Source organism: Phenylobacterium sp. (genome assembly GCF_004297125.1).
Lineage (GTDB): Bacteria > Pseudomonadota > Alphaproteobacteria > Caulobacterales > Caulobacteraceae > Phenylobacterium.
Window position 1 is genome coordinate 1 of the sequence record NZ_SCVD01000019.1, and the last position, 17,587, is coordinate 17,587.

General features: G+C 66.9%; 18 protein-coding genes and 1 tRNA gene. 8 read left to right on the top strand and 11 right to left on the bottom strand.

Annotation, left to right across the window (positions count from 1 at the left end):
- The 3 genes from EPO51_RS08310 to argF form a co-directional block, all read left to right on the top strand.
- Positions 1-301, top strand: a 301-nt coding sequence (locus tag EPO51_RS08310; RefSeq protein WP_293348611.1) for a TonB-dependent receptor, incomplete at its 5' end; no start/stop codon positions are given.
- Between the two features lie 100 nt (positions 302-401).
- The gene (locus EPO51_RS08315) at positions 402-1,637 is read left to right on the top strand and encodes an acetylornithine transaminase (RefSeq protein ID WP_465246599.1); all 1,236 of its coding nucleotides are present in this window, start codon (positions 402-404) and stop codon (positions 1,635-1,637) included.
- Complete coding sequence (gene argF / locus EPO51_RS08320; protein WP_293348613.1) at positions 1,634-2,569, top strand: ornithine carbamoyltransferase; 936 nt, start codon at positions 1,634-1,636, stop codon at positions 2,567-2,569. The genes EPO51_RS08315 and argF overlap by 4 nt, the downstream gene beginning before the upstream one ends.
- 52 nt (positions 2,570-2,621) lie before the next feature.
- Here argF and EPO51_RS08325 read toward each other — a convergent pair whose 3' ends face one another.
- Complete coding sequence (locus tag EPO51_RS08325) at positions 2,622-3,005, bottom strand: hypothetical protein (protein WP_293348616.1); 384 nt, start codon at positions 3,003-3,005, stop codon at positions 2,622-2,624.
- 128 nt (positions 3,006-3,133) lie between these two features.
- Between EPO51_RS08325 and EPO51_RS08330 the strand changes: the two genes are divergently transcribed.
- Complete coding sequence (locus EPO51_RS08330) at positions 3,134-4,030, top strand: Hsp33 family molecular chaperone (RefSeq protein ID WP_293348619.1); 897 nt, start codon at positions 3,134-3,136, stop codon at positions 4,028-4,030.
- 22 nt (positions 4,031-4,052) lie between these two features.
- On the opposite strand, the gene metZ is transcribed toward EPO51_RS08330, so the two are convergent.
- A complete protein-coding gene (gene metZ, locus EPO51_RS08335) occupies positions 4,053-5,237 on the bottom strand; it encodes an O-succinylhomoserine sulfhydrylase (protein ID WP_293348623.1) in 1,185 nt (394 codons plus the stop codon).
- A 139-nt stretch (positions 5,238-5,376) separates the two neighbouring features.
- Here metZ and EPO51_RS08340 point away from each other — a divergent pair, with 139 nt between their 5' ends.
- Entirely contained in the window at positions 5,377-6,396 is a 1,020-nt protein-coding gene (locus EPO51_RS08340) for a 2'-deoxycytidine 5'-triphosphate deaminase (RefSeq protein ID WP_293348626.1), read from the top strand.
- 54 nt (positions 6,397-6,450) lie between these two features.
- Positions 6,451-7,317: a TraB/GumN family protein gene (locus EPO51_RS08345; protein ID WP_293349960.1), complete on the top strand. Its 867-nt coding sequence runs from the start codon at positions 6,451-6,453 to the stop codon at positions 7,315-7,317.
- A 7-nt stretch (positions 7,318-7,324) separates the two neighbouring features.
- On the opposite strand, the gene EPO51_RS08350 is transcribed toward EPO51_RS08345, so the two are convergent.
- Both EPO51_RS08350 and EPO51_RS08355 read right to left on the bottom strand, forming a co-directional pair.
- Positions 7,325-8,239, bottom strand: coding sequence for a hypothetical protein (locus EPO51_RS08350; RefSeq protein WP_293348628.1), 915 nt, complete (start codon positions 8,237-8,239; stop codon positions 7,325-7,327).
- Between the two features lie 5 nt (positions 8,240-8,244).
- Entirely contained in the window at positions 8,245-8,838 is a 594-nt protein-coding gene (locus tag EPO51_RS08355; RefSeq protein WP_293348631.1) for an HD domain-containing protein, read from the bottom strand.
- 107 nt (positions 8,839-8,945) lie between these two features.
- On the opposite strand from EPO51_RS08355, the gene EPO51_RS08360 reads away from it, so the two are divergent.
- A tRNA-Gly gene (locus tag EPO51_RS08360) sits at positions 8,946-9,020 on the top strand.
- Between the two features lie 118 nt (positions 9,021-9,138).
- Here the strand turns inward: EPO51_RS08360 and EPO51_RS08365 are convergent.
- Complete coding sequence (locus EPO51_RS08365) at positions 9,139-9,618, bottom strand: hypothetical protein (protein ID WP_293348634.1); 480 nt, start codon at positions 9,616-9,618, stop codon at positions 9,139-9,141.
- A 72-nt stretch (positions 9,619-9,690) separates the two neighbouring features.
- Here EPO51_RS08365 and EPO51_RS08370 point away from each other — a divergent pair, with 72 nt between their 5' ends.
- Positions 9,691-9,912, top strand: coding sequence for a helix-turn-helix domain-containing protein (locus EPO51_RS08370; RefSeq protein WP_293348637.1), 222 nt, complete (start codon positions 9,691-9,693; stop codon positions 9,910-9,912).
- Between the two features lie 69 nt (positions 9,913-9,981).
- Here EPO51_RS08370 and EPO51_RS08375 read toward each other — a convergent pair whose 3' ends face one another.
- The 6 genes from EPO51_RS08375 to EPO51_RS08400 form a co-directional block, all read right to left on the bottom strand.
- The gene (locus EPO51_RS08375; protein WP_293348640.1) at positions 9,982-10,719 is read right to left on the bottom strand and encodes a hypothetical protein; all 738 of its coding nucleotides are present in this window, start codon (positions 10,717-10,719) and stop codon (positions 9,982-9,984) included.
- Between the two features lie 61 nt (positions 10,720-10,780).
- Positions 10,781-12,250 carry an ATP-binding protein gene (locus EPO51_RS08380; protein ID WP_293348643.1) on the bottom strand — a complete coding sequence of 490 codons (1,470 nt, stop codon included), beginning with the start codon at positions 12,248-12,250 and terminating at the stop codon, positions 10,781-10,783.
- Positions 12,251-12,260: 10 nt separating this feature from the next.
- On the bottom strand, positions 12,261-13,865 hold the full coding sequence (locus tag EPO51_RS08385; protein WP_293348646.1) for a radical SAM protein: 1,605 nt from the start codon (positions 13,863-13,865) through the stop codon (positions 12,261-12,263).
- 86 nt (positions 13,866-13,951) lie between these two features.
- Complete coding sequence (locus EPO51_RS08390; protein ID WP_293348649.1) at positions 13,952-15,514, bottom strand: ATP-binding protein; 1,563 nt, start codon at positions 15,512-15,514, stop codon at positions 13,952-13,954.
- A 9-nt stretch (positions 15,515-15,523) separates the two neighbouring features.
- Entirely contained in the window at positions 15,524-17,278 is a 1,755-nt protein-coding gene (locus EPO51_RS08395) for a PIN-like domain-containing protein (RefSeq protein WP_293348651.1), read from the bottom strand.
- Positions 17,278-17,562 carry a hypothetical protein gene (locus tag EPO51_RS08400; RefSeq protein ID WP_293348654.1) on the bottom strand — a complete coding sequence of 95 codons (285 nt, stop codon included), beginning with the start codon at positions 17,560-17,562 and terminating at the stop codon, positions 17,278-17,280. Before EPO51_RS08400 ends, EPO51_RS08395 begins: the two co-directional genes overlap by 1 nt.
- Between the last annotated feature and the right edge of the window lie 25 nt (positions 17,563-17,587).

Genomic DNA, 17,587 nt, shown 5'->3' on the forward strand with positions numbered 1-17,587 from the left:
GCGCCACTTCAACAAGGTGACGCTGGACGCCTACTCGTCCGACCCGCAACTCAACAACCCGGGTCTGCAGTACGCCACGGACAAGACCCTCGCCTCGCGCGACTACTTCGACCTGACGGCCTCCTGGACGATGCGCGACAACCTCAACTTCCGCGCCGGCGTGAACAACATCTTCGACAAGGATCCGCCGCTCAACGGTTCCTCGAACTGCCCGACCGGGCCCTGCAACGGGAACACCTGGGCCCAGGTCTATGACGCCCTCGGACGCTACCTGTTCATCGGCCTGACCGCCGACTTCTGATCGGAAGATTGACACCGTCACATTCCGAGAAGAAAAGGCGAAGCCTTCCAGTCCCCGCTGCTCACGCGGCGGGGACGTTCCTTTTTGGAGGGTCCTTACAGTGGCCGAGCCGACCACCGCCCCCGTTCCCAGCGATCACATCATGGGCGTCTACGCGCGCGCCCCGCTGGCGTTCGAGCGAGGCGAGGGCTCGCGACTGTATACGACCGACGGCGAGGCCTATCTCGACTGCATGGCCGGCATCGCCGTGACGGCGCTGGGCCACAACCACCCCAAGCTGGTGCAGGCGGTGAAGGACCAGGCGGAGAAGCTCTGGCACACCTCCAACATCTTCCGCATTCCGAACCAGGAGAAGCTGGCCAAGCTTCTCACCGACAACACCTTCGCCGACGTGGCCTTTTTCACGAACTCCGGCGCCGAGGCGATCGAGTGCGCGATCAAGACCGCGCGCAAGTACCACTGGGCCAACGGCCAGCCGGAGCGGATCGACATCATCGGCTTCGACGGCTCGTTCCACGGCCGGACGATCGCGACGATCTTCGCGGCGGGCAATCCCAGCTATGTGGAGGGCTTCGGCCCGGCGCTGCCCGGTTTCGTGCAGGCGAAGTTCGGCGACCTCGAGGGCCTGCGCGCCCTGGTCGGCCCGACCACCGCGGCGATCCTGCTGGAACCCGTGCAGGGCGAAGGCGGCGCGCGCTCCTGGACCGAGACCCAGCTCAAGGCGATCCGCCAGCTCTGCGACGAGACCGGGACGCTGCTGATCTACGACGAGATCCAGTGCGGCCTGGGACGGACCGGTAAGCTGTTCGCCTACGAGTGGGCCGACGGCGCGGCCGATCCGGACATCATGGCCGTGGCCAAGGCGCTGGGCGGCGGCTTCCCGGTGGGCGCCTGCCTGGCCACGGCGGAAGCGGCCAGGGGCATGACCCCGGGCTCCCACGGCTCCACCTATGGCGGCAACCCGCTGGCCATGGCGGTCGGCGTGGCCTCGGTCGAGGAACTGGTGAAGCCGGAACTGCTGGCCCATGTCCGCGAAGTGGCCGGCTACTTCAACCAGCAGCTCTCGGGCCTGAAGGACCGCTTCCCGGAGGTCGTCCTCGACATCCGCGGCAAGGGCCTGCTGATCGGGATCAAGCTGGGCACGCCGAACCGCGAGTTCATGCAGATCGCCCGCGACCAGCACCTGCTGATCGCCGGCGGCGGCGACAACTGCGTGCGCCTGCTGCCGCCGCTGACCCTCAGCCTCGACGAGGCGCGGGAAGCCATGGGCCTGCTGGAAAAGGCCTGCGAAGTCGCGCAGGCCAAGGCGGCCCAGGAAAAGGCGGGGGCCGCATGAGCAAGTCCGTCCGCCACTTCCTCGACCTCTGGAAGCTCGAGGGGACCGAGCTCCGGATCATCCTCGAGGACGCCAAGGCCCGTAAGGCCGCCCGCGCCGGCTGGCCCAAGGGCCGGCCCGACGAGGATCACCCGGCGCGCGGCCGCACCCTGGCGATGATCTTCGAGAAGAACTCCACCCGGACGCGCTTCTCGTTCGACGCGGCCATGCGCCAGCTGGGCGGCGACGTGATCATCTCCAACGCGGTCGACATGCAGCTCGGCCGCGGCGAGCCGATCGAGGACACCGCCCGCGTCCTGTCGCGGATGGTCGACGCCATCATGATCCGGTCCAACGTCCACGAGGACGTGGAACGCCTGGCCATGTGGTCGTCGGTCCCCGTGATCAACGGCCTGTCGGACAAGAGCCATCCCTGCCAGATCCTGGCCGACCTGATGACCTTCGAGGAGCATCGCGGCAACGTCCATGGCAAGACGTTCGCCTGGGTCGGCGACGGCAACAACGTCTGCTCGTCGTTCATCCATGCGGCGCCCAAGCTGGGCTTCAAGCTCAACATCGCCACGCCGGCCATCTTCCACCCGGACATGATGGACCTGGCCCGCGCGGCCGAGCAGCAGGGCCACGTGATGACGACCCACGACCCGGTCGAGGCCGTCCGCGGCGCCGACTGTGTGATCACCGACACCTGGGTCTCGATGGGCGACACCGACCACGACGAGCGCATCGAGGCGCTGGAGCCCTACCAGGTCGACGCGAAGCTGATGGGCGAGGCGGCCAAGGACGCGGTGTTCCTGCACTGCCTGCCCGCCCACCGCGGCGAGGAGGTCACCGACGAGATCATCGACGGTCCGGCCAGCCTGGTCTGGGACGAGGCGGAAAACCGCATCCACGCCCAGAAGTCGATCCTGGCCTGGTGCTTCGGGAAGATCTGACGAGCCGCCTCTCCCCGCTCGCGACGTCGGGGGAGGGAACTCCGCGCCTTATCTACTGCCTGGCCCCCGACCAGCTCACTTCCATGTTGAAGCTCACGTCGAGCTGCTTCTTGCCCCGGTCATAGAGGAAGACGCTGTCGCCGCGGGCCTGCTGGATCGTGTTCATCGCTGCGGTCAACGGCACGGTAATGCTGGGCAGGCGCTGGTAGTCCGAGGTGACGCTGACCGTGTTCGGGCCGGTGCGGGTGACGGTCAGGCTCACGTTGCTGCGGCTGGATCCCTTGGAGTCCGAGATCACGTCGCCGGCGTAGGTCCCGGCCACGGCGTCCGCCAGGTCGGGCTTGCGTTGCGGCTGCGCCGCGGCCGCGCCGGCCGCCAGCAACGCCATGGCCGCGCCCAGCATCGCCGCACGCCCTCCCGTATCCATCCTGCCCACGATCGGTCTCCTCCCTTGCCCGAGCGAAGGTTGCCGCGACTGCGGTCGCGAGGCCAGCCCTTCTGTTTCAAGCGATAGGACAACTCGTCCCGCTCGCAACCGGCCCGACGCGCCCTATATTGCGCCCCATGCCTGACACCCAGATTCCCGACGACGTCGTCGGCGCCTTCCAGATCGAGGGCGAGCCCGTCCGAGGCCGCGTCGCGCGCCTGGGCCCCGCCATCGACCAGATCCTGCTCGGCCACGACTATCCCGAGCCGGTGGCCAACCTGCTGGGCGAGGCCTGCGCGCTGGCCGCCCTGGTAGGCTCCAACCTGAAGTTCGAGGGCCGGCTGATCGTCGAAGCCCGCGGCGCGGGCCCCGTGCGCTATGTGGTGGCCGACTACGACACCTCGGGCGGCCTGCGCGGCTATTGCCGGTTCGACGCCGACGAGGTGGCCGCGGCCTCGACCGGCTTCCTGCGGCCGGGCGCCAAGACCCTGCTGGGCGAGGGCGTCTTCATGATGACCGTCGACCAGGGCAACGAGATGGACCGCTACCAGGGCATGACGTCGATCGAGGGCGAGACCCTGGCGCTCTGCGCCGAGCAGTACTTCGCCCAGTCCGAACAGACCCCCACGCGCGTGCGCCTGGCCGTGGGGCGCGAGGGCGACATCTGGCGCGCCGGCGGCTTCCTGATCCAGTACATCGCCGGCGACGATGCGCGCGGCGACACGCTGGAGGCCTGGGTGCGCACCCAGGCGTTCTTCGAGACCATCGGCGAGGACGAACTGCTGGACACCGAGCTGGCGTCCGAGCGGCTGCTGTTCAGGCTGTTCCACGAGGACGGCGTCCGCGTGTTCGGCTCCAAGCCCCTGCGGGCCTTCTGCCGCTGCAACCAGGAGCGGATCGAGGCGGTGCTGAAATCCTTCGACCGGGCCGAGCGCGAGGACATGGTCGAGGACGACGGCAAGATCCACGTCACCTGCGAGTACTGCAGCCGCGTCTACGCCATCGCCCCGGAGACGCTGGAGGCGGCGGCTTGAAACAACCGATGACGAGGCTTTTTTAGGCCGCGTCCAGCGCCCGGCTGACGTCGCGCACCAGGTCGCCCGGGCCTTCCAGCCCGACGCTCATCCGCACCCAGCCTTCGGTCAGGCCGATCTCCAGCCGTTCGGCCTCGGGCATCGAGCGGTGGGTGGTGGTGCAGGGGTGCGTGGCCATGGACTTGGCGTCGCCCAGGTTGTTCGAGATGTCGACGATCTCGAGGGCGTCCAGGAACCGCCAGGCCGCCGCCCGGTCGCCCAGGTCGAAGGCCACGACGTTGCCGCCTCCGGTCATCTGGTTGGCGATGATCGCCGCCTGCGGATGGTCGGCCCGGCCGGGATAGATCGTCCGCTTGACCTTCGAGTGAGCGGCGATGGCGTCGGCCACCTTGCCGGCGTTCGAGGTCTGCTGCCGCACCCGCAGGTCCAGGGTCTCCAGACCCTTCAGCAGCACCCAGGCGTTGAACGGCGACAGCGCCGGGCCGGTGTGGCGGTGCATGTCCTTGTAGGCCTCGGTCATCAGCTCCGCGGCGCCCAGGATCGCCCCGCCCAGCACCCGGCCCTGGCCGTCGATGTGCTTGGTGGCCGAATAGACGACGATGTCGGCGCCCAGGGCCAAGGGCTTCTGGAAGATCGGGGTGGCGAAGACGTTGTCCACCACCAGCTTGGCGCCGGCCGCGTGCGCGATCTCGGCCACCGCCCCGATGGCGGTCACCTCCAGCAGCGGGTTGGCCGGGCTCTCGACCAGGAACGCCTTGGTGTTGGGCCGGACCGCGTTCTTCCACGCCTCCAGGTCGGTGGCGTCGACGTACGTGGTCTCCACCCCGAACCGCGGCATCCATTCGGATAGAATCCAGCGGCAGGAGCCGAACAGCGCGCGGCCCGCCACGATGTGGTCGCCAGCGCGGACCAGGCCCATCAGGGCGAGCTGGACGGCCGCCATGCCCGAGGCGGTGGCCTTGCAGGCCTCGGCGCCTTCCAGCAGCGCCAGCCGGTCCTCGAACATCTGCGTCGTGGGGTTGCCGAAGCGCTGGTAGATGAACCCCGGCGCATTTCCCGCGAACCGCTCGTCGGCCGACTGGGCGCTGTCGTAGGCGAAGCTCTGGGTCAGGAAGAGGGCTTCCGAGATCTCGCCGTGCTCGGTGCGCATGAGGCCGCCGCGCACCGCTCGGGTCTCGATTTCCCAGTCGCGCGGATCTTCCGCCATCGTGGCCTCCATAAGAACAGGACGCCGCTTGAACGCCGGGCTCCCCGGTCCGTCAAGGTCCGCATTCCTCTAAGCGGCGCCAATTCCTCTCGGCTCAAGCCTTGCCACGCCGCTCTTCTGCGGTAAGGGTTCGCGGCCCATGAGCGAGTTCAGCACTCCGGGCATCCTGCCCTGCCAGTCCATCGAAGCCCTGATCGCGGGCGGCGCCATCGCATCGGCGACGCCGTTCGACGACGACCAGGTCCAGCCTGCGAGCCTGGACCTGCGCCTGGCGGGCAAGGCCTGGCGGGTGCGTGCGTCGTTCCTGCCCCGCAGCGGCACCGTCCGCGACCGCATCCGCGAGGTCGCCATGCACGAGCTGGATCTCACAAAGGGCGCGGTGCTGGAGCGCGGCTGCGTCTACATCGCCGAGCTGCAGGAGCGGCTGAAGCTGCCCAAGGGCGTCTCGGCCCGGGCCAATCCGAAGAGCTCCACCGGCCGCGTCGACGTTTTCGTGCGCCTGCTCAGCGACTTCGGCGACCAGTTCGACGACGTGAACGAGGGCTACGAAGGCCCGATCTACATGGAGATCGCGCCCCAGACCTTCTCGGTGCTGGTCCGCTCCGGCACGCGCCTCAACCAGCTGCGGCTCAAGGCCGGGACGCCCCAGCGGCTGCGCACGGAAAGCGTGGGCGTCGACCTGACGGGCGACATCGCGGGTTTCCGCGGCCGCCGCCACGCCGGCGTCGTCGACCTGGACCACGAGGACGGCCACGACCCGCGCGACTTCTGGGAGCCGCTGATCCCGCGCAACGGCCAGCTGCTGCTGGACCCGGGCGAGTTCTACATCCTGGCCTCGAAGCAGGCGGTGGAGATCCCGGTGATGGAAGCCGCCGAGATGACCCCCATCGATCCGTCGGTCGGCGAATTCCGGGTCCACTACGCCGGCTTCTTCGATCCCGGCTTCGGCACCGACGAAGCCCACGGCAAAGGGTCCAAGGGCGTTCTGGAGGTGCGCAGCCACGAAACGCCCTTCATCCTGGAAGACGGGCAGACGGTGGCCAGGCTTGTCTACGAACCGCTCACCGAGCGGCCGACGCGGCTCTATGGCGACTTGGGGTCGCATTACCAGCGCCAGGGCCTCAAGTTATCCAAGCATTTCCGAGTTTGGGGGGAATGATGCCTGGCGCCTGAGGGAGGGCGCCTCGCAGTCGGGGAAAACGCCGTGGCTTGGATGCGCAGGCTCGCCGGAGCGGCGGGCGCGATCCTCATCGGATGGTTGGGCGCGGCCGGGACGGCCGCCGCCGCACCGGCCATGTGGCGGGTCTCCGACGGCGACAGCGACGTCTATCTCTTCGGCACCCTGCACGCGCTGAAGCCCAGCCTGAAATGGCGCACGCCGCTCTACGACGAGGTGCTGGCCCGCGCCGGCACGGTCTGGTTCGAAGCCGACATGCAGTCGGGGGACCCGGACACCATCCGCCTGCTGGTCCAGCGCTATGGCTCCGACGCCGACCGGCCGCTCAGCCGCAAGCTGGCGCCGTCCGACCTGGGCGCACTGGCGCGCCAGACCGACCTCAGCCGCGTCGACCACCTGCGGCCCTGGGCGGCGGCCCTGATGCTGTCCATGCGTCCGATGCTGGCCCGCGGCGCCTCGGTGGAGAAGGGGGCCGACGCCACCATCACCCGGGTCGCCCGCGCCGACGCCAAGCGCATCCGCGCCTTCGAGACCCTGGAGGACCAGGCCCGGATGTTCGCGAGCCTGCCCGAGGCCTCGGAGGTCCGCTACCTGACCGACGTGGTGCGCGACCGCAGCCGCGGCCCGCGCCTGCGCCTGCCGTTCCAGCCCGCGACGCTGGAAGCCGCCTGGCTGGCCGGGAACCTGGACCCCGGCTACCTCGCTGAGATGCAGGCCGAGAACCCGGCCATGTACGACGCCTTCCTGCGCCGCCGAAACCAGGCCTGGGCCGACAAACTCGCCGCCGGGATGGCAGGCTCGGGCATCGAGCTGGTCAATGTCGGCGCCCTGCACATGGTCGGCCCGGATGGTCTCCCGGCGCTGCTCGCGGTCCGCGGCTTCAAGGTCGTGCGGATCCAGTAGTCGTGGCTCAGCGCCGCCCCGCGCAGGCGCCGGGCTGTTCGGCCTTCCACCGGACGATGGCGTAGTCCGAACCGTTCCAGCGCAGCACCGGGAAGCAGAAGCCCGGTCCGCCGTTGACGATGTCGGGCCAGCCGCCGATGCCGCGGGTGGTCTGGAAGTCAGGGATGCCGTGGCTCTGATACAGCTTCCGCCAGGCCCCCGAGGCCTCCTTGGTCACCAGAGTGTAGCCCTGGCCGGTGTTGCCGAAGCACTCCAGGCCGAAGTCGTTGATCACCGCGTCGGGCCGGCCGTCCCCGTTCAGGTCGCGGATCTCCACCTCGACTTCCTGGCGTGGATCGCAGGCCAGGTACTTGCCGCGCGTGGGCTTGAAGCCGCCCGCCCGCAGCGCCGCGGCCCTGTCGGCAGCGCCCCCGGCGGGTGGCGCGGGCGTGGTCGCCGCCGCGGGGGGACGCGCGCCACCTTCGCCGGGACAGGCCTTCAGCGACAGGTAGCCCTGGGCGCCCTGGTAGGTCCACGTCCGCTGGCAGCCCGGTCCTTCCAGGCTGTAGTCGCGCCAGCCGTTGGTGCGGGTCTCCAGCAGCCTGATGCGGCCCACGCCCCCGCCGACGAGGGTCCAGTTGAACGGACCCTGTTTCCGGATCACCCAGAACTGCTGCCCGGCCGGGCCGTAGCAGCCGGGATCGACGTCGGTGATCACGGCCTCAGGGCGGCCGTCGCCATTCATGTCCACGGCGCTGGGGCGTGGCTGCGCCGGCCGGCCGCAGCCGTTCAGGATCTGATTGCCCTGGATGCGGAAGCCCGCCGCATTGATCATGGCCGCCGCCTCGCGCGCCCGTTCGGCGGGCGTCTGCTGGGCCTGGGCTGTCCCGCCGGCTCCGAGGAAGAGGCCGGCGACGAAAACGCTGCGCCACCCCCACGCCATGGCGCTCAGGCCGCCTGGGGCTTGCGGTAGATCGACTGCCGGGGCGTCGCCATCACCCGGCGCATCATGGGCGTGAAGGCCTCCAGCGGCATGGTGTCGTAGGCCGGGTCGAACGAGTTCTGGTCGTAGAGGTGGCAGAACTGCGCCGTGTATTCGAACCACGGGTGGCCGCGCCATTCCTCCCGCATGTCGCGGTCCAGGCCCAGGTGGTGGAAGAAGTAGTAGCCCTGGAAGATGCCGTGCTTCTCCAGCATCCAGTGGTTCCGCTCCGAGACGTACGGCTTCAGGATCGCGGCCCCCAGCTCGGCGTGGCTGGCCGGCAGCAGGATGTCGCCGATGTCGTGCAGCAGGGCGCAGACGACATATTCCTCGTCCTGGCCGGCCCGGTGCGCCCGGGTCGCGGTCTGCAGCGAATGCTCCAGCCGATCGACGTTGAACCCGCCATAGTCGCCGCCCAGCAGCTTCAGGTGCGACAGGATCCTGTCCACGTGCTCGCCCTGGTGCGCCATGCCGGTTCGCACGATGGCGGCCCAGTCGGCCTGGGTGCCCTCGGTCATCGCGGTGAACGTCGCCCGGTCCCCGGTCGCGCCGTCGGCCATCGTCAACTCTCCACCTATCGCGTTCGCCCAAATGGTGCGGCCCTGCGAGGCCGAGGTCAATTCAAAGCCTTGGCCCGCGCGCCCGCCCCCGCTATGAAGCGCCCGCTGCGGCCGTAGTTCAGAGGTAGAACGTCAGCTTCCCAAGCTGAATGTCGGGGGTTCGATTCCCCCCGGCCGCTCCAAAAAATCCCCACCTTGTCGGCTTCGACCGCATGCGATTCAAATTCGACCAAAGCGATTCTGCGGCGCGAATTTTATCTTGGAAACACAACGTGATAGATGGCGCGGTGTCCGCGGCGTCTAGCGGAGGGTGACTGCAGGAAGCTCGCAACCTGCCGTGATCCACGCGGCCTTATCCGCCTTCAGGCTCGCAGTGGCCCCCGCTCGAGTATCCAGCACGAACATGGCTCCGTCGGCGCCACCGTAAAGAGCGCCTCCACAGAATAGGTAGCCGCCAGATCGCGCTAGTACGGTCGCGCCGATGACCGTGGCCGGTTTCCCGGAGAGCCGCGACAGCGTGTCCTCAAGCTTGAAGAGCAACTTCCGCCGCTCCACCAAGCCCATGTCCGCAATCAAGGCCGCATTCGCCTCCTGCTGCTTGGCGGCGCCGACGGCCCGCGCTCCCTTCGCGGCCTCTTCCCGTTCAGTATGCGAGCCAGAGGTCGCACCCCTCCAGGCTGCGGCGTCATTCGAGCAGTCGTACTTCATGCACTGGGCCTCCGCGGCACCCGTGCCCATGGCGATAAGGGCGATGCACATCGCGATCACGTGGCGAGCCATTCTGCTGCTCCTTGGTCAAAATCATCACTATAGTGACTGGTCCAAGGTTGAGGATTCGTTGCGCCTCCCATCATGGGCTTGGCGCAAGACTTTGGCCGAAACGTGCGGCGGCGGCGAAAGGAACTGGGCCTCACCCAGGAGGCGCTGGCCGACGCAGTGGAACTGGCGCCGACCTATGTCGGTCAGCTCGAGCGGGGCTTGCGGAACCCTACTTTGGCCATCGTGGAGCGGTTCGCGAAGGTGCTGAGGGTGGAGGCGTTAGACTTGGTGGGCCCTTCGACTGATGCCGTCTGACGAGTGCGGTGCTGACTCCAAGGCGAAGTTGGGGATGTCTGCTTTGGGCTCGCATTGGTCAGAGGCGGCCTAGACGGCCTCGATGAGCTGAAGCTCGAAGTTCGCACCAAAGGCCGTGGGTGCCGCAGGTGGGACCGGACCCAGGTCCCGCGGGGTCAGGGCGATGGCGAACCGGCGCTGCCTTCGCTTCGCGCCGGCTGTCCGATAGCGGATCGTCAGGTCGAGGATCGCCGAGGGTCGCCCCTCAAGGCGTGTCTCGGCTGACAAGGCAGCCTGTGCGAGGCACCAAGCGTAGATTCCCACGGGGATGTTGAACTTGTAGGTCGTCCCTGGCGCGAGTTCGAACGTGTCGCTGCGCAATTCGACCAGCAGGGGAATGACGTCCTGCTCGACACCGTTTTTGAGGAGCGAGAGCGCGCGCTGATCCGGCCGAACCGCGAAGGCGTCAGGCCCGACGGACAGCAGTTCTCTAGGCGGGAGATCAGTTCGGGGCGCGTCGCTTGGCCGCACCGACGCCACGAGCTGGGCTTGCAGCATCGCCCCGCTGCCGATGTTGCGGATTGTGATGTCGCCTGGCGCCATCCCGTCCCAGAATTGACCCGTGAAGCTCAGCTGCGCCCGCGGCGCGTGGTTCGGCGTTTCAACCGTGGGCGCGCCGGCCAGGGAATCGAAATGCTGCTGTCGCGACAGGGCTGCTGCGGCCACCGCGCACAAGGCCGCGCCGAAGGAGCCGAAGGACGAGAGAAGGTTGAGCGCGTCCTTATCGAACAGAGCGACAAAGCCAGCCCAACTCTGCGCAAGCGTCATCGGTCATGCCCAGCGGACGTCGTCCCGCACAGGCGGCTGATCGGATGGCGAGCGCCAGCCATCAGTCCTTGTCGAACTGGCGTCGTAAGGTCTCGCCAAACGCGTACTCGACTTCCGCGCGCGTCGCCCCTGAGGCTGCAATCAGGCGGATCAGCTTTTCGACCAGGCCAAGCTCGCCGTCTGCGGCCTGCATGGAGGCGACCCGGTCCGCGCTCGCTGCGAATGAGGCCCCCAGCAGATCGCTGCGTGCGACGGCCTGTCCGCCTTCGCTCGGCCCAGCCGACAACGGCCGAGGCACCTCAGCAGCTTCAGACTGCACCCGCTCTTCTCGCGCCCGGTGCCGCGCCACCGAGGCGTCGCGGCACCGCTTGGCGATCGCACGGCCGAGCGGCCCAAGCTCGGCCAGTAGATTTGCATAGTGGATGTTCTGTTCGAAGTCGTCCCGCCGCGCGTTCGGAAGAACCCGACGGTCGATGACGTGGATCTCGCCGATGCACCAGCCGTTGAAGCGGGCTTCGGGAAAGACTTCGTCCGCCAGGCTGGCGGCCCCGATCTGGACATTGCCGGCGCGCAGCCGCAACCCGCCGACCTGAGACTTCGTGGAGATATGGCCGAGGTAGCTGTGATGCATGAGCCAGCCCACAGCCACGAGGCCGTCCTCGCCCTCGAAGGTCAACAGTTCCACGTTGCAGGCGTCGTCTTGGACCGTGTCGGTCACCGCAAACCTGTCGCGATAGGGCCGCGTAATGGGCGCACCCTCGGCCCCGATCTTGATCTGCAGGTCGGCCATCCGGACGTGACCATCCAGGTGGGCGGTTATTTTCTCCGCATACCGAAACTCACGCGCGAACGGAACCGGGGCGACTTGCGCCAGGTAGGTCTCGATCTGCGGGGCGCTCAGCAGGGCATCCCTGCGCAGGCGCACAACCTGGGTGAGCTCGACTTCGAAGAAGTGCTCCGGATATCCGCTACCATCGAGTTCGGAGATCGAGACGATGCGCTTCATGACGCCCGGGAGGTCGTCGGTCTGCGTGACGTCGCGGAGGGTGGATTTCAGCTTCACGCAATCCCACGCGACCTCGACGACTGGTTCGTTTGCCGCAGCCCGGGTGCGGAAGGTCAGGACCCGGCAGTAGGCCAATCCAGCCAACCGCCCCACGCCTCGGAATCCGCGCGCATCGGTTCCGCGCTTACCGCTGGCACCGATGGAGAGAAGGGTGGCGGCGGCGCGATCCGCGGCGATGCCCGACCCGTTGTCGCGGATGAGGATCGACCGCTCGACCGGGTTGATGTTGATATCGACCCGACCGGCGTCTGTCTTGCTAAGGACGCCGGCTCGGCGGGCGTCGTCGATGGCGTCTGCGGCGTTCTGGATGTACTCGCGGTAGATCGTCAGGGGATCGACGTACATCGCGCTGCTGAGCAGCTCGAGAACATCCTTCCCGATGGTGATCAGCTCGCTGGTGGGTGACTTGGTAGAGCGAGACCGGCTTGTTGATCCGGTCGCGGCGGCCCTGATTGCACTCGTCACGGCTAGCTCCTTATGCCGCCAGGCCGTTGACGATGGGCTCAGCTTCGTCGTGCAGGCCGGCGTCTTCGACACGGTCTTCGTCCGGCATGTCGCAGACGTCATCGACTTCGGCGCCGATGTCACGCTGAGCCCGCCAGATCTCCCGCTCTTCATCCTTGGGAATCGGCAGGTAGAAGGCCAGGAGCGCCTTGAGTCGCGGATTGCTCTCGTCGGCGAGGAGGTCCGCATAGCGGCTAGGGTCGCGGGACGACAGGCGCTCGAGAAGTGCTGCCCTCTCATCCTTGTCCAGGCGGCCCATCAGGGCCGAATACCGTTCGAACTCCTCGCGTCCGCCCAGGCTCTCGTACCATTCGCGATTGAAGATGAAGTGGTGTGGCCGCGCGAGGATGGCCTCAAAATCGACGAAGGTGTCGCCGAAGGCGCGTTTGAAGAACCGGGGTTCCCCGCTGACGACCCCATGGGTCGCCTGCAGGACGATCTGCAGCGAGCGCAGCTGGTAGCGCGTCCACTTGGCTCCGATGAAGCCACGGTCCGGCCGATCCGTCGGCTGGTACCGCATCGGGAACGACCAAATGCGGACACCCAGTTCCTCGTTCAGCGACACGTTGAGGCGCATGCGTTCGAACAGGTCGGCCGGGTCGTCGTGGAAATTGTAGAGCATGTAGTTCGACAGTTCGTGGAGCCCGAACTCGTGGGCGTAGCGCACTGCCTTTTCGTAGGGGCCCTTCAGCCCGAGGTGGTCGAAAGCGATCCGCAGCGGGCGAAGGGCGATCGTGGAGAGTTCCCGCAGGTACATCGGGTCCTTGGCCAGGATGCGCGCGTCGACACCCTGATTGAAGTCGACGCGCCGCTGGGAAGCCACCCGTTCGCCGGGACGCTGCAGCTTGGCGCCCGCTTGGAAGCCGAGGTCACGGATTTCGGCCATCAACTCCTTGAAACGGGGAGATGCGACCACATTGTTGTCCATCAGGAGCAGATCCCGCTTGGGACCATGGCGCTCTTCGATCGCTCGGATCATGCCCGTCAGCGACTCCACGTCGCGCTGTGCGCCTTCGAGCTTCGGCACACCGCAGAAGTGGCATTTGCGGATGCAGCCTCGCGATGCATAGGCGAAATAGGCGTCACGTACCGGGTAGCGATAGTCGACCTGTTCCAGGATCGTGTAGTCCGGCACTAGATCCTCGATGGGGGTTCCATCGCGGTCGTCAGCGTAGAGCTCCTCGGCGAACTCATCCAGCTGCAGGGCGACGGCCGGCGCCTCGGTCAACAGGCCTTTGATAAACCGCACGCCCGCCCAGCGGGGCTCTTCCGTGAAGCGGGCGTTCATCAGGGACGCCGCGATCCCGCCCACAAAGACCCGCTCCGACCGGCCGCCGACGAGATCGAGGGCGAAGTCGATCGTCTCGGCGATCTTTCGGTACTCGAACGAGAAAAGCGTGGTGAGATAGATTCGATCCCAGGCCGTGTCCCGCAGGCTGGGATCGAGGCCCTTGGCGAACCGGACCTGATCGTTCTTCCCGTGCTGGCCGTGGTAGGCAGCGAGCTTCATCAAGCCCAGTGGCGGGTACTTGTTCTTGTAGCCCGGCTCGAGAAGCAAAATTCGACGTCCGGCCATTCAAGCGCACTCCCCGCGCAAGCTTAGACCATCATCGGCACGATGACGATCGCGATCTCGTGAACCTATCAACGGTGCCTTGACGCCTAAGCGTATCGCTTAATGATGGCCTTGCGCACCGACTGGTAGAGCTTGGTGTCGAGCATGCTGGCGAGCACTTCGAAGACCGGCTCTAGGTAGGGGGGGTACTCCGGCTCCGTCTGCTTAGCAGACGCCCTCGGCGTCTTTGGCTCGGTCAGTGTCACCGACGCCTGCCGGGCCAGGTCCTTCAAGGCCGCGGTGGTCTTGCGAAGCTCGACCTGCTGGTCCTGCGTGTAATCGCTGAGCGTCAGGCCTTCAACCTTTCGCAGCGCAGCGCGGATTTTGTTGGCGACCTCCGGCGCTGGCGGCGCTGGTGGGTCAGCGTGCAAGACGCTTTGGATATCTTCGATCTCGCGGTCTGCCTGCTCCTTCACCTTTTCGAAGCGCTTGGAGTTGCGAGCCGCGGAGGCTTTATAGACCACGCTAACGTAGTCCTTCAGCGCCTCCCGGATCTGGTCCTGCATCTCACGCCAGGCGGGCGAATCCTCGAAACCGTCACGTCGGGCATTGGGGATCAACACTCCGGGGAGGGTGTCGATGAAGATCTCGCCCAAGACCCAGAACTGGAACCGTTCGTATGACGTCTGGTGGTTCCGCATGATCCGCGAAAGGATATCGGTGCCGTCGAGCTGGATGTTCTTCACCCGCACGCGAATGCCAGCGACATCCGGGTCTCCGATCATACCGTAAAGCGGCGTCTCGCCGTGCCAGCCCCACCACTTCGCACCCTCGACCGTTCCGCCGTCGAAGAAGCTGATCTTACGAATGGGCGCCGGTTTCTTGTTCGCGACGGTCGCACGTGCGTAGGGCTTGAAGAGCTCGTCGAGCCCATCCTCGCTCGCCCCAATGAAAAGACGAACGGTGGGTGGCTCCATCCCGCGGCCCCTGGCCTCAGCGAGGATCTGCTCTCGATAGTCGCCGAACGAGTCCGAGAAGCGGAGCGGTGACACGACGCGCAGGTAGGCAGCGAGGTCGCCGATGTCGCGCAGTTCGGCGGGCGCGATGGTGAGGTCGATCAAACTGACTTTGGTGTAGTGGGCGGCGACATTGGGGGCTGGCGTGCGCGTCGCTGTAATGTGCGCAGTGAAGACGCTCTCCAGGTCCGTGGCCTCGAGCAGCGCTTTGCGGATGGCCGCGCAGTCGTAGGAGACCGTGACCTCTTCCTGGTAGCCAGCTGCCTTGCAGCGGAACTCCAGCCGTTCGCAATAGGCGATGCCAGCCAGACGCCCGATACCCCGAAAGCCGGCCTGCCTTCGTGGGCTTTTCCGGGAGGCACCGATGGCCGTGAGCGTGTTCCAGACGAGATCCGGCAGGATGCTCGCGCCATCATCCTCGATCGTGATCATGCCGGGTTCTTCCGGGCTCACGATGATCTGGATTTTCCCCTCACCGGGCAGCAGCGTCCGGTCCGACCGCGCCGCTTCTATGGCGTCGAACGCGTTCTGCACGTACTCCCGGATAGCGTCCCGTGGCTCCACATACATACCGGTCGTCAGGGACTCGAGCACGTATGAGCCGATTAGGACCCTCGGTTCTGGCGGGTCGGCCGGCTTGGCTGCTTCTGACATGGACCCCTCTTAGCGCAATCTGAAGTCGGTGTTCGGGCCCCATCGGGTAAGGCCAATGATCTCGTCGAATTCCACCCGCTCACTCCGGATCAGGTTGGTCTCGATCTGTCGGGCGGGGACACGGAAGTAGGCGGCCAGCGCGTTCCGGACCTCATCGACCGTCGCGGCGTCCGACCCGATCAGCGCGCGAAGCGACCTCGCGTCGCCGGGCAGGACGTCTTGAGTGAGCGACGCCTCGCCATTCAGGATAGCGACGAGCCTGCGGCCACGCGAAGCCGAGGCTTCCGTCGCGAGTTCGAGCCGGACCCGCGGCTCGTTCCAGTCCGGAAGCAACAGGAAGGAGCGCTCTCGCCCGGCAAGCCGCGCCTGGAGGCCCAACAACGCGGGTCGGAATGCCTCGACCGTCTGGACCGCGAACAGGTCGTCGATGGCGCCGGCCAGTGGCATGTCCCGGGGCTCTCCGTTGGTGTCGAAATAAGTGCCGCCATACATGCCGGAGACGAGATCAACGGCCTCGCCCCGCCCCAGATTGCGCCCGATGATATCGCGCACCAGGATCGAAGCGGGTTCAAGTCCGACAGCGACCGCCTCGACCAAGAGTCGCCCGAGCGTGCGCGGCTCGTCGAGCGGCGCCTCGGCCTCAAGACGGCTGCGCACCGCCGCGACGCCGGCTGCCGCCTCGGTGGGGTCGAGACTGCCGAGCAGCCTGACGATCTCTGCGACGGCGATTGGGGCCTGGCGCTCGGGCTCGCGCGGCAGCTCCTGGCCTTCAGGCACCTCTTCCGGGGGACCTTCGGTACCCTCGGCTGGCGCGTCAGCTTGGGCGGCGGCCGTGTATGCTGAGAAGAGATTGGGGAATCCGCCGCCGAGTTCCCGATGCAGGAGCACGGCCAGGGTTGGAAGCGTGACAAGCGACAGCGTCGCGCCAGCCCTCGATTGCTGCAATTCGTGGACCAGCAGCGGTTGCGGGAAGATGACCTTGAATCCATCCGTGAGTAGGTTGGAAGCAGCCTTCCCGGCGTCGTTGCGGACGTTGGGCGGCGTAAACGCCCAGTCGGGCTTTACGTCATTGCTCAGCAGGACGATGGCGTTGGCTGGCACATCCTTGCAGCCACGGACCACCTCGAGCCAGATAATGAGATCGCCGTACCTGTTGTCATCCTTCTTGCGGTCTGCGATGCCAGGCGGAAGGCCGCCCTCCAAGCGGACGGCGTGGATGGCCTGGACATCGCGCAAGTCCGCGTAGATGTCGCTGTCGAGAACCCGTCCGTTCAGCAACTCGACCAACACCTCCGTAGTCTCTTCGAGGCTCTGCGATGCCGCCTTTTTCAGGTGCTGGGCGCGCTGACGAATGGTGACGATCTCGCGGTCCAGGGCCGCCAGGAAGCCGACACGGTCCTGGGGACCTTGTGCGCCGGGCTGATTGAAGCCCGCAGCCCGTCCGTCATCGAGGAAGCGTCGCGATTCAGACTGAAGGAGGGCCAAAGCCGAGACGAAAGCGTCGGCGGAGCGCACCATCGGCACGAGTGGCGGGGTGTCTTTCGAGATCTTCCCGAAGAGTTCGTGGGCGACCCAGGCCGGCACTCTAAACCGCTTGCCGAGGCCCTTCAGCCAGTCGCAGACCTCCTTGCGCGCCGCAGGGTGGAGGCTGCCAACGGCGATAAGGAAGGACGTGTCCGCGAAGAAGTATGTCTCGCTCCCGTCGACGACGGCTTTCAGGTCCGCAACGAACGCGGCGCGGGAAGTGAGGCGGTTCTGGAACATCAGGGGAGCAGGTCAGCCGCGTCCGGGGGCTCGGAAATGCGGGTCATCACGGAGATCTGCAGCGGTCGCAGCGTCCCGCCGTCAACACCTTTAGTGCCGCCGGCTTTCCGAAGGACCTGGCGCCGCTTCTGGGCGGCCTCCTGCGACGGAAACCGCTCGGCGCGCCCGGAATGCATCGCGAGTTCCAGTTGCCCCTGTGGGCCAACCTGCTCAGAGAGATACACCGGTCGCGTGGTCAATGGGCCGCCGCCCAATGTCCAATACGACTCAGAGAATTCGAACACTGTGCCCCTCCCGCAACCCTCGCTG

Bases quoted from the DNA above. Each gene is read 5' to 3' on its own strand.
- argF (WP_293348613.1), top strand. From the start codon at position 1,634: ATGAGCAAGTCCGTCCGCCACTTCCTCGACCTCTGGAAGCTCGAGGGG.
- EPO51_RS08330 (WP_293348619.1), top strand. From the start codon at position 3,134: ATGCCTGACACCCAGATTCCCGACGACGTCGTCGGCGCCTTCCAGATC.
- metZ (WP_293348623.1), bottom strand. From the start codon at position 5,237: ATGGCGGAAGATCCGCGCGACTGGGAAATCGAGACCCGAGCGGTGCGC.
- EPO51_RS08340 (WP_293348626.1), top strand. From the start codon at position 5,377: ATGAGCGAGTTCAGCACTCCGGGCATCCTGCCCTGCCAGTCCATCGAA.
- EPO51_RS08345 (WP_293349960.1), top strand. From the start codon at position 6,451: ATGCGCAGGCTCGCCGGAGCGGCGGGCGCGATCCTCATCGGATGGTTG.
- EPO51_RS08350 (WP_293348628.1), bottom strand. From the start codon at position 8,239: ATGGCGTGGGGGTGGCGCAGCGTTTTCGTCGCCGGCCTCTTCCTCGGA.
- EPO51_RS08355 (WP_293348631.1), bottom strand. From the start codon at position 8,838: ATGGCCGACGGCGCGACCGGGGACCGGGCGACGTTCACCGCGATGACC.
- EPO51_RS08365 (WP_293348634.1), bottom strand. From the start codon at position 9,618: ATGGCTCGCCACGTGATCGCGATGTGCATCGCCCTTATCGCCATGGGC.
- EPO51_RS08370 (WP_293348637.1), top strand. From the start codon at position 9,691: ATGGGCTTGGCGCAAGACTTTGGCCGAAACGTGCGGCGGCGGCGAAAG.
- EPO51_RS08375 (WP_293348640.1), bottom strand. From the start codon at position 10,719: ATGACGCTTGCGCAGAGTTGGGCTGGCTTTGTCGCTCTGTTCGATAAG.
- EPO51_RS08385 (WP_293348646.1), bottom strand. From the start codon at position 13,865: ATGGCCGGACGTCGAATTTTGCTTCTCGAGCCGGGCTACAAGAACAAG.
- EPO51_RS08390 (WP_293348649.1), bottom strand. From the start codon at position 15,514: ATGTCAGAAGCAGCCAAGCCGGCCGACCCGCCAGAACCGAGGGTCCTA.
- EPO51_RS08395 (WP_293348651.1), bottom strand. From the start codon at position 17,278: ATGTTCCAGAACCGCCTCACTTCCCGCGCCGCGTTCGTTGCGGACCTG.